Source organism: Microbacterium sp., assembly GCF_029263575.1.
Classification (GTDB): Bacteria; Actinomycetota; Actinomycetes; order Actinomycetales; family Microbacteriaceae; genus Microbacterium.
The window spans coordinates 1-8,824 of the sequence record NZ_JAJUFV010000123.1; the positions used below are offsets into that span (position 1 = coordinate 1).

Below are 8,824 nucleotides of genomic sequence, written 5' to 3' on the forward strand. Positions count from 1 at the left end.
CGACCGAGCACGAGTGGATCGTGCTCGATGCGTATCCGCACCCGGACGGCGACTGGGTGATCCGGCACGACTTCACCGCGACGCGCGCGACCGCGCCGGTCGCGGGTGGCTATCGCGAACATGCCTGCAGCGCGCCTCAGAACGGCGCAGAACGCGCGGAAGCGTCGCATGAAGGGAGTTACTAGGGATGGTGAGCGTCGTGCGCATACATGGCGAAAACGTGAGCGCAGAAACGGTCGTCGCGACGATCGAGGGGCGCGCGTATGCCGAGCCGGGAGAGGACGGCGACGTGCTGCTCACGGTGTCGGGCACGCGTGACGACGGCGAGCGCGTCGTGCTCGATACCGAGATGAGCCGGGAGAACGCGGCGCAGCTGCTCGCGCAGCTCGTGATCGCGTATGGCGTCGATGATGTCGCGCTCGATGCGCTGTGGGACATGGCGGATACCGAGCTGTTCGAAGCGATGAGGGAGCAGGGATGGTCCGGGTGATCAAGACAGACGAGTACGCGTTTCCGTTGCCGGAGGAGGCGACGGTCGATCAGCTCTTGCAGCACGTGCGCGGCGATGTCACGCGCAGCGTGCTGAGGGCGAAGCTGCAGGGCACGGGCGATGTGCGCTTGCCTATGGCGCTGGCCGATGTGCTGCTCGATGCGTGCGCGCAGTATCAGCGCGAGCGCACGGAGGGCGCGTCATGAACTTCGGTGAAGCGTTCGGTCGGCTCGATATGGATGAGTTTTGCAGCGTGCTGGACGCGGTGTGTCTGGAGATGCAAGAGCTGCTGGCGCGCAAGCGCGAGAGCTACGGCCCGACGAACCTGACCCGCTTCGGCGAGGAAGGGATGATCGTGCGCACCGGCGACAAGCTGGAGCGGCTGTGGCACATGCACAAGAGCGACCTGCAGACAACGAGCGTGGACGAGGACCGGCTGGACGCGTGGCGCGACATCGCCGGATACGCGCTGCTGCGGCTGGCGATCGATCGCGCCGACGTGCTGGCGCAGGTGTGCGATACGCCACCCGGTGCGCGCGTGGTGGGCGACGAGATACAGATACAGCGCACGCTGGACGAGCAGGCGCGCAGTCTGCAGGGCGTCCGCTACCCGGAGGGGGATCGCTAACGATGACCGCACAGCTTCCCGCCACGAGTCGCCTGACACGCCGCCGCCGCTGCGTGCTGTACCTGCGCGCGCAGGGGCAGGATTACGACACGATCGCGGCGCGGCTGGGCGTCTCCAAGAACGTCGTGCAAAAGGACCTCATGGCGATCAACAAGACGCTGATTCCCGGCGTGACGGACGGCGATCATCCGGCGAAGGGGTATCGCGTCGTCTACGTGCTCGGACTGCTCGATGCCGGGGTGCCGCCCGAGGAGATTGGCGCGCATCTCGACGCGCTCGAAGATCGTATCCGGTGGCTGCAATCACTCGATGCGGCAGGGATAGGGCCGGACGAGGACGACAACCCGCTGGCGATGGTGGCAGGATAGTAGCCAGCAGAGTAGCGGATACGCGCTCGGTGGATACTCAGAGGGAGCGGGAATGGCGAAACGATTAGACGCGGCGGGACGTGCCGCGCGCCGGGAGGAGATTGCACGACGCACTGCAGCGGGGCAGAGCCAGCGCGAGATCGCCGAAGCGCTGGGCGTGAGCCGACCGCTCGTGCAGAAGGAGCAGCGCGCGCTGCGCGAGCAGGGCGGTGCGCTCACGCGACACGAGCGCAATGCGGTGCCGGTGCGTGACGCGAGCACGCACACGCGCGCGACGATCGTGAAGGGCGGCGCATCGAGTCACGGGATCAGCGCGGCGATGCAGACGATCCTGCCGCCGCCTGATCACTACAGCACGTGGCGACGCATCGATCTCGATCGCGACACGTGGGCGAAGGCAGACGCGAACGAGCTGATTAGCCTGTTGATCAACGTCAGCCCCGATATGTCGCGCGCGGTGTGGGACTACCTGCGATTGCTGAACAGCGGTCACGAGATCATCGCGGTGAAGCCGGGAACGGAAGATGAGCCGGACGAGCGCGGCCAAGTCTACGTGGACAGCTTCAGGGCACGGCTGGAAGAGCAGCACGGCAGCCTGAAGGTGATCTCGGGGCGACTGTTCATGAACGCGCTCACGCGCGGCGCATTCTTCGCTGAGCTGGTGCTGGACGAGCGTGGGCGCGAGCCGGTGGACATCGCGACGCCGGACCCGGCGATCGTGCGGTTCAAACGCGTGGACGATCCAGATCGCGGGGCGATCTGGATGCCGGGACAGTGGCAGGACGGCCAGTTCGTGATCTTCGATAGCCCGACTGTCTCGTACATGCCGGTGGACCCGGAGGCGGATTCGCCCTACGGACGAGCGATCCTGTCTCCGGCGATCTTCCCGACCGTGTTCCTGCTCGGACTGCTGCACGATCTTCGCCGCGTGATCGCGCAGCAGGGCTACCCGCGAACCAACATCAGGGTGAACCTTGAACGCTTGCGCGAGACATACAAGGCGCTCGACATGAAGGACTTCGAGCGCAAGATCGCGCAGCTCATGGACGCGATCGCGACACAGTACGCGCAGCTCGAACCGGACGACGCATTCGTGGTCACGGATACCGTCGAGGTCGATCGCGCGGAGGGCGCGGTCGATACGAGCGTGATGGAAGGCGCGGCAGCGGTGATCGAAGCGACGGAGCGCATGGCGATGCGCGCGCTGAAATCGATGCCGCTGCTGATGGGGATCGGTGAAGGGCAGAGCGAAGCGAAGGCGAACCGCGAGTGGGAGCTGATCGGTGAGTACGTGGGGCACATGCAGCACTACGCGGAAACGCTGCTCTCGCGGCTGTTCACGCTCGCGCTACGCGCGCAGGGCGTGCCGTCTGACGTCAAGATGCGATTCGCCGGGGTTCGCAGCGCGTCCGAGCTTCGGGACGAGCAAACCATGCAGCTCAAACTCGACAACGCGAGCCGCGCGGAAGCGCTCGGGTACATGGGTCGTGACGAGGCGAGCCTGTACGCGGTCGGGCACGAGGCAATGGCAGAGCCGCACGAGATCATGCCGACACAGGAGGGCGGCGACGCGAGCGAGATCGAAGCGGAGCCGGGAGCGAACCGGCACGTTCGCGCAGCGAGTGACGACGTATGGAGCAATCCCGACGATGACCACGTGATCATCGACGACGTGCGCATGCGCGACGCGACCGAAACGTGGCGCGAGGTGTTCGAGGGCGAGGATGTCGAGGAGCTGCTGCTTGCCGATGTCGAGGACGAGCAGGAGGACAGCGATGAGTGAACCGCGCTGGGTGTGGGAGTCCGGCACGCGACGCTATCGCGATCGCGAGACAGGTCGCTTTATCAGCGAGCGTCGCGCGCTGGAGCTGCGGGATCGCTACGTCGAGAGCCGGGGCGCGCAGATGCGCGGATTCGTGGACGGCGTGCTGGACGGCATCGATCCGACTGACCGGCAAGCGTGGGGGCGCGCTGTCTCGCGCGTGAACCGGCTCGGTTGGCGACGCATCGAGAATACGATGATCACCGAGTACGTGTACGGGCGCGGCGGCATCAACGCGATGACGAGCGCGGATCGCGCGGTGCTGCAGAGCATGCTGACGGAGCAGCGGCGATACTGGCGCAACTTCATGACCGAGGCACGCTCGGGCGATCTCAGCGCGAAGCAGATCAGCGCACGCGCGCAGATGTATCACCACACGAGCACGGCGTTTCACGAGCGCGGTCGAGCGCGAGCGTGGGGCGTCGTGCTTCCCGCCGAGCCGGGAGATGGTGGCACGCCCTGCCTCTCGTATTGCAAGTGCCACTGGTCATTTCGCGCGATCGAGGGCGGGGTCGAATGCTACTGGACACCGACCGGCAATCCGTGCCCCGGCTGCGAGCAGAACAGCAATGCATGGTCGCCGTTCGTGTACATGTACGGCGACTAGCTGGGCGCTCGTACACCAGCCGTAGAGTCGCATACAAGAATGCTTAGAGTAAGCAAACTAGAAGGCTTGCGCTAAGCAAACAAGTAGGCTTGATAAGCCCCAACTAATACAGAGACTACACAGAGAGTACGCAGAGACTACAGCGTGTATGCGCATCGAGCGATGCGCGAGCACGTGCCACGTGAAGGAGCGAGTGCAGTGAGCGAGCACGGCAAGCCGGTCGAGCGGGAGATGACGATGCAGGAAGCGGAAGCGGCGATCAGGGAGGTGGCACGCAAGTACGAGGCAACGCTGAGCGCTGAGCAGCGCGCAGACGTGCGCAAGCGCGTTGGTCTGACTCATGACCCACGCGTGCAGGTTCCGGCGCAACAGCGGGGAGCTAAGCCGCTTTAGCGGCACTATCTGTGCCATAGGGGTAGCCAAGTGGGTGCATCGTGGTATATAGCACGCTACCCTAGAGACAGCACGCAACGACAGGGGGAGGCGTAAGGGCATGCAACGCGAACCGATCCGGCTGGGAACACGAGCGCGCATCACGCGTGCAGTCGGCATCGATACCGAGCACATGCTGGAACTGGCGCGCGCGACTGCGCCGGACCCGAGCGTGTTTGACGAATATGCGCCGATGTTCTGGCGCGTCATGGCGAGCAGCAACCGGCTCGACTTCTACCACACGCGCATGCGCGGCGGCACCGGCAAGACGCTGGACAACTTCGTTCAGGGACTCAAACGCGGCGTGTCCTATCAGGACTCGCACGACCCGACCAAGAACGGCTGGGGCCAGAGTCTCGATGGGCGGCTGCTCGTGACAGACGAGTACGACCCGGAGATCGGTGAGCACATCACCGAAGTGTGGGGCGACTTCTTCACGCTCTCGGGCATCAACCTCTCGGGGCAGAGCACCAGCGACTTCGGCGCGGCGATCCGTGCCGGTGTCTGGCGCGACGTGAGCGTTGGATTCTTCGCGACGGACATCGAATGCGGGTTGTGCGGTCGGCAAGTCTACGAGTTCTGGTCGGACGACGGTTGCCCTCACTTGCCGGGACTCGAATACGAGCTGCACACCGACAGCGGCTCGACCGTGCGCAAGGTCGCATGGGCGTGGATCAACGACGGCGAGCTAAGCGAGGTCAGTCAAGTCTATGACGGCGCGTCGCCCAGCGCGGCAGTCGTCAAGGCTGAGCAGATGAGTCTGGAGGGCATGTTGCCCGAATCGGAGCGCGCTCGCATCGAGCGCCGGTATCAGGTGCGCATCGCGCAGCCGAATCGCATCTACGCGCTGGGCGGGATGCCGCTGGACAAGGAGGACGAGGACATGCAGCGACAGCAGCGCACGCAGGACGAGCTGACTGATCAGCAGCTCACGAACGCGCCGCAGGACGATGACGACGAAACCCGCGCGAGCGAGCAGGACGATCAGCAGCACGAGGAGCTGCACGAGATCACCGAGGAAACCGTGATCGAGTTCAGCGACGAGCGCGCGACGACGGACGATGAGCTGGACGGCATGGCGCAGATCGAAGCGGAGATGCTGACCGGCGAGGAAGGGCAGCTCGATGTGCTGCACGAGGAGCGGCAGCGCTGGGCTGAGCACGGCATCCGCATCGGTACGAGTCCGGTGAAGGCAGTGCGCGCACTCGCGCAGGAAGTCGTGCGACTGCGACCGCTGGCCGACATGGGCGTGCGCTACCGCGAGGAGCTGATTGAGAACACGATCAGCGAGGGCGTTCGCGCGTATGGCGCGAGCTTCCCGAGCGAACAGTACCGGGGCATTCTTTCAAAGCTCGACATCGACGGGATTCGCACGATGCGCGACACGTTCGCGGGGAAGGCGGATCAGCTGTTTGCGGGTGGACGCGTGACGCGCGAGGAGGCAGAGCCGGAGGGCACGCCCGAGAGCGAACGCGCGACCACGGGTACGACCAAGCGCGGCAAGCGCGGTAGCACCAAGATCGATCCCACGCGCTTCAAGGCGTAAGGGGCAGCGGGAGATAGGCCGGACACGGCAGCAGGAGGAACATCGTCATGGCGAATCCGCGGCAGATTGTTGGGTTCAAGGAGCTGCACGTTCAGCGTGCGACGTTTATCACGGACAGCTCGATCACCTTCAAGCGTGACGAGCCATATGGCACCGACGCGCATCTCGCGCCGGTCAAGGTCACGGGCGAGGGCGAGGTCGGACTGTGCGCAGATGGTGACGTGCCGTTCGGCGCGCTCGAACGCGTCGAGGCTGACGGCATGGCGGTCGTCGCCTATCACGGTTTCGTCGAGTTCGCGGGTGAAGCTGAGTACGGCAGCGCGGTTGTCGCTGACGGCAGTGGTGGTGTGCGCGCGGTTGACACGGAGGCCGGTCGCGGCACCGCGATTCACGCACCGTCTGACGGCACGGTGATCGTGTTCATCTAGGCGTAGCCCGACAGCTACGAGTAGTGACAAGGGGGATACAAAACCATGACGCTGCAGATCAAGGGCACCCGCGCACAGGAGCTGAGCGAGCAGCTCGGATTCCGGTCGATGGAGGCCGCGTACAACGAGGGCGTGAACTTTTCGCGCTGGCTCGAAGAACAGGACCCGAGCGAGGGATACAACGACGGACTGGACGCGTTCGAGCGTCAGCTCGCGCTGCGCGGTATCACCACGCAGAGCGATCCCGAGCGCGGCTTCTACGCTGACGAGTTCCGCGCGTTCGAGGATCACGGCGAAGCCGGTCGCGTGCTGCAGATCGAGTATCTGGCGCGCCAGTACCGCAAGGTCGCGCACAACGCGCGCAGCGTGCTCAGCTCGGACACCTCGACCGTTGGTTCGATGATGCGTCCGTATGTCGATGCGGCTCAGGCGCGCATGGATCAGATCGCCCCGGCGATTCCGCTCAATGAGCTGATTGCCTTCCGCACCGCGATCGATTCGAACGTCTATCGCGCGCTGTACCTGCACGATGACGAGCAGGAATACCGGATGGTTCGCGTCGGTGAAACCGCCGAGATTCCGGGCGCGACGCTGACGCAGGGCGAGCGGCCGGTCGATCTGTACAAGTACGGTCGTCGGCTCGACATCAGCTATGAAGCGATGCGCCGCGTTCCGATCGATACCGTCGCGTTCTACGTCGCGCGCATGGCGGTTCAGGCTGAGGTCGATAAGGTCAGCACCGTGCTGAACGTGATCACCAACGGCGACGGCAATCCGAACACCGCTGCCGAAGTGATCAATCTCAGCGACCTCGACAGCGCGGCTGGTGGCAAGCTCACGCTGCAGGCGTGGCTCGCGTTCAAGCTGAAGTTCCGCAATCCGTATCAGCTCACGCACGAGCTGGTGCGCGAGGACATCGCGCTGCAGCAGCTTCTCCTTGACACCGGCAACGGCAACACCCGGCTCGCGGAGCTGAGCGGCACGTTCGGCGGCTTTGTCCCGATGAACGACCAGTTTGCTGGTAATGTCCGGTTCGGCGTGCTCGATGAAGCGCCGGAGGACAAGATCGTGGCGCTGGACAGCCGGTTCGCGATCGAGCAGATCACCGAGATCGGTGGCACGATCAACGAGAGCAAGCGCTGGATCGAAAAGCAGGTGGATACGCTCGTGTTCACCGAAGTCGAGGGCTATGCCGTCGTGGACGACAAGGCGGCGAAGGTGCTCGACCTCACCAAGTAGTTCACGCGCGAATCTCGCACAGCAAACCGAACGCGCCGTCCGTCCGTCGTGGCGGCGGCGCGTTTCTCGTTGAGAGGAGCATTCATGCAACCGACCGCAGCTGACCTCATGCGCGTGACGCGCGAGAAACTGAACATCATTGCCGAAGCTCGCGGCATCGATCCGACACCCTACGCGACGAAACGCGAGCTGGTGGACGTGCTGATCAACGGCGCAGACGCGTCAGATTCCGCCGCAGAGCGCGCGAACGTGTCGCATGCGAGTCATGAGTCGGATGCGGGGGAGCAGTGCGTTACAGGCGCTTCTGAGGCGTTGATCGACGTGACCGGAGCCGGAGCGCGCAATCGCGTCGCGCTGTGGGAGCGTCACGCGCAACACCCGAACGGTGAAATCTTCCTCGTGGGCGGTCAGCGCGCGCGTGTCTATCCGACGCGTGCCGTGCTCGATGCGATCCGCGACGGACGGCTGGAAAGGAACTAGGCATGGCAGATCGCGTCTTTCGTCCGGCTGGCGACCCACCGACCGACATGCTCGCGACCGACAACGGCGACGGCACGTACTCACTGAGCGTCAGCACGAGCAGCGGCGAGGGCGATCGTGTGGTCCGGCTTGCCGGTGATCCCCCGATCGACTTCCGCGCGGTCCACAACGGCGACGGCACGTATTCGCTGAGCGTGTCCGGCGTCGGCGGCGACGGTGACAGCTTCATTACGTCAGTCGGCAACACCGCAACGATCTCGCTGAGCGTCGATAGCGACGGCAAGCTCACCGCGAACGTGATCGCGAACTATGCCGCCGAGAGCCATACACACGCGCAGGGCGACATCACCGGGCTGAGCGCAGCGCTTGCCGGTAAAGCGGATGCAGAGCACACACACAGCGAAGGCGATATTACCGGGCTAAGCGAAACTCTTGCCGGAAAAGCGGATGCAGAGCACACGCACGCGCAGGGCGATATTACCGGGCTGAGCGCAGCGCTCGCCGGGAAAGCGGATACAGAGCATACGCACAGCGAAGGCGACATCACCGGGCTGAGCGCTCGGCTCTCGGCAATCGAGGCGCGGCTGGACGCGCTCGAAACACCGGAGGAGTAACGCATGGCGATCCCTTCGCTCATCCTCACACCACGCGAGAGCCGGAGCCGCTACGGGACGGTGACGCCGGAGCTGAGCAGCGGGGCCGAGCTGCGCGCGCGATTCTGCGGCTGGGAGGCTAACGATGCTGGATGACGAGCTGAGAAATGCAATCCGCGAGCTGCTGGGCG

At 64.8% G+C, this 8,824-nt stretch carries 14 protein-coding genes; all 14 read left to right on the top strand.

Features of this window, described 5'->3' with window-relative positions:
- Positions 1–185: hypothetical protein (locus Q1J95_RS11880; RefSeq protein WP_300267804.1), on the top strand; the 185-nt coding region annotated here is incomplete at its 5' end.
- A gap of 35 nt (positions 186–220) precedes the next feature.
- Positions 221–490, top strand: a complete 270-nt coding sequence (locus Q1J95_RS11885) for a hypothetical protein (RefSeq protein ID WP_300267805.1) — start codon at positions 221–223, stop codon at positions 488–490.
- Positions 478–696: a hypothetical protein gene (locus Q1J95_RS11890; protein WP_300267807.1), complete on the top strand. Its 219-nt coding sequence runs from the start codon at positions 478–480 to the stop codon at positions 694–696. Before Q1J95_RS11885 ends, Q1J95_RS11890 begins: the two co-directional genes overlap by 13 nt.
- Complete coding sequence (locus Q1J95_RS11895; protein ID WP_300267808.1) at positions 693–1,118, top strand: hypothetical protein; 426 nt, start codon at positions 693–695, stop codon at positions 1,116–1,118. The genes Q1J95_RS11890 and Q1J95_RS11895 overlap by 4 nt, the downstream gene beginning before the upstream one ends.
- A gap of 2 nt (positions 1,119–1,120) precedes the next feature.
- A complete protein-coding gene (locus Q1J95_RS11900; RefSeq protein WP_300267810.1) occupies positions 1,121–1,486 on the top strand; it encodes a hypothetical protein in 366 nt (121 codons plus the stop codon).
- Between the two features lie 52 nt (positions 1,487–1,538).
- A complete protein-coding gene (locus tag Q1J95_RS11905) occupies positions 1,539–3,269 on the top strand; it encodes a helix-turn-helix domain-containing protein (RefSeq protein WP_300267811.1) in 1,731 nt (576 codons plus the stop codon).
- On the top strand, positions 3,262–3,915 hold the full coding sequence (locus tag Q1J95_RS11910; RefSeq protein WP_300267812.1) for a hypothetical protein: 654 nt from the start codon (positions 3,262–3,264) through the stop codon (positions 3,913–3,915). The genes Q1J95_RS11905 and Q1J95_RS11910 overlap by 8 nt, the downstream gene beginning before the upstream one ends.
- A 198-nt stretch (positions 3,916–4,113) precedes the next feature.
- Positions 4,114–4,308 (top strand): hypothetical protein, encoded by a 195-nt coding sequence (locus tag Q1J95_RS11915; RefSeq protein ID WP_300267813.1) that lies wholly within the window; start codon positions 4,114–4,116, stop codon positions 4,306–4,308.
- Between the two features lie 100 nt (positions 4,309–4,408).
- On the top strand, positions 4,409–5,893 hold the full coding sequence (locus Q1J95_RS11920; RefSeq protein WP_300267814.1) for a hypothetical protein: 1,485 nt from the start codon (positions 4,409–4,411) through the stop codon (positions 5,891–5,893).
- Between the two features lie 47 nt (positions 5,894–5,940).
- Positions 5,941–6,321, top strand: a complete 381-nt coding sequence (locus Q1J95_RS11925; RefSeq protein WP_300267815.1) for a hypothetical protein — start codon at positions 5,941–5,943, stop codon at positions 6,319–6,321.
- A 306-nt stretch (positions 6,322–6,627) separates the two neighbouring features.
- Positions 6,628–7,560 (top strand): hypothetical protein, encoded by a 933-nt coding sequence (locus tag Q1J95_RS11930; RefSeq protein WP_300267816.1) that lies wholly within the window; start codon positions 6,628–6,630, stop codon positions 7,558–7,560.
- 84 nt (positions 7,561–7,644) lie between these two features.
- On the top strand, positions 7,645–8,040 hold the full coding sequence (locus tag Q1J95_RS11935; RefSeq protein ID WP_300267817.1) for a hypothetical protein: 396 nt from the start codon (positions 7,645–7,647) through the stop codon (positions 8,038–8,040).
- Positions 8,041–8,042: 2 nt separating this feature from the next.
- On the top strand, positions 8,043–8,654 hold the full coding sequence (locus Q1J95_RS11940; RefSeq protein WP_300267818.1) for a hypothetical protein: 612 nt from the start codon (positions 8,043–8,045) through the stop codon (positions 8,652–8,654).
- Between the two features lie 3 nt (positions 8,655–8,657).
- The gene (locus Q1J95_RS11945) at positions 8,658–8,789 is read left to right on the top strand and encodes a hypothetical protein (RefSeq protein WP_300267819.1); all 132 of its coding nucleotides are present in this window, start codon (positions 8,658–8,660) and stop codon (positions 8,787–8,789) included.
- Positions 8,790–8,824: the final 35 nt, after the last annotated feature.

What these genes read in the sequence shown, in the direction of transcription:
- Q1J95_RS11925 (WP_300267815.1), top strand. Translation starts at nt 5,941, where the DNA reads ATGGCGAATCCGCGGCAGATTGTTGGGTTCAAGGAGCTGCACGTTCAG.
- Q1J95_RS11945 (WP_300267819.1), top strand. Translation starts at nt 8,658, where the DNA reads ATGGCGATCCCTTCGCTCATCCTCACACCACGCGAGAGCCGGAGCCGC.
- Q1J95_RS11910 (WP_300267812.1), top strand. Translation starts at nt 3,262, where the DNA reads ATGAGTGAACCGCGCTGGGTGTGGGAGTCCGGCACGCGACGCTATCGC.
- Q1J95_RS11900 (WP_300267810.1), top strand. Translation starts at nt 1,121, where the DNA reads ATGACCGCACAGCTTCCCGCCACGAGTCGCCTGACACGCCGCCGCCGC.
- Q1J95_RS11940 (WP_300267818.1), top strand. Translation starts at nt 8,043, where the DNA reads ATGGCAGATCGCGTCTTTCGTCCGGCTGGCGACCCACCGACCGACATG.
- Q1J95_RS11895 (WP_300267808.1), top strand. Translation starts at nt 693, where the DNA reads ATGAACTTCGGTGAAGCGTTCGGTCGGCTCGATATGGATGAGTTTTGC.
- Q1J95_RS11920 (WP_300267814.1), top strand. Translation starts at nt 4,409, where the DNA reads ATGCAACGCGAACCGATCCGGCTGGGAACACGAGCGCGCATCACGCGT.
- Q1J95_RS11935 (WP_300267817.1), top strand. Translation starts at nt 7,645, where the DNA reads ATGCAACCGACCGCAGCTGACCTCATGCGCGTGACGCGCGAGAAACTG.
- Q1J95_RS11905 (WP_300267811.1), top strand. Translation starts at nt 1,539, where the DNA reads ATGGCGAAACGATTAGACGCGGCGGGACGTGCCGCGCGCCGGGAGGAG.
- Q1J95_RS11890 (WP_300267807.1), top strand. Translation starts at nt 478, where the DNA reads ATGGTCCGGGTGATCAAGACAGACGAGTACGCGTTTCCGTTGCCGGAG.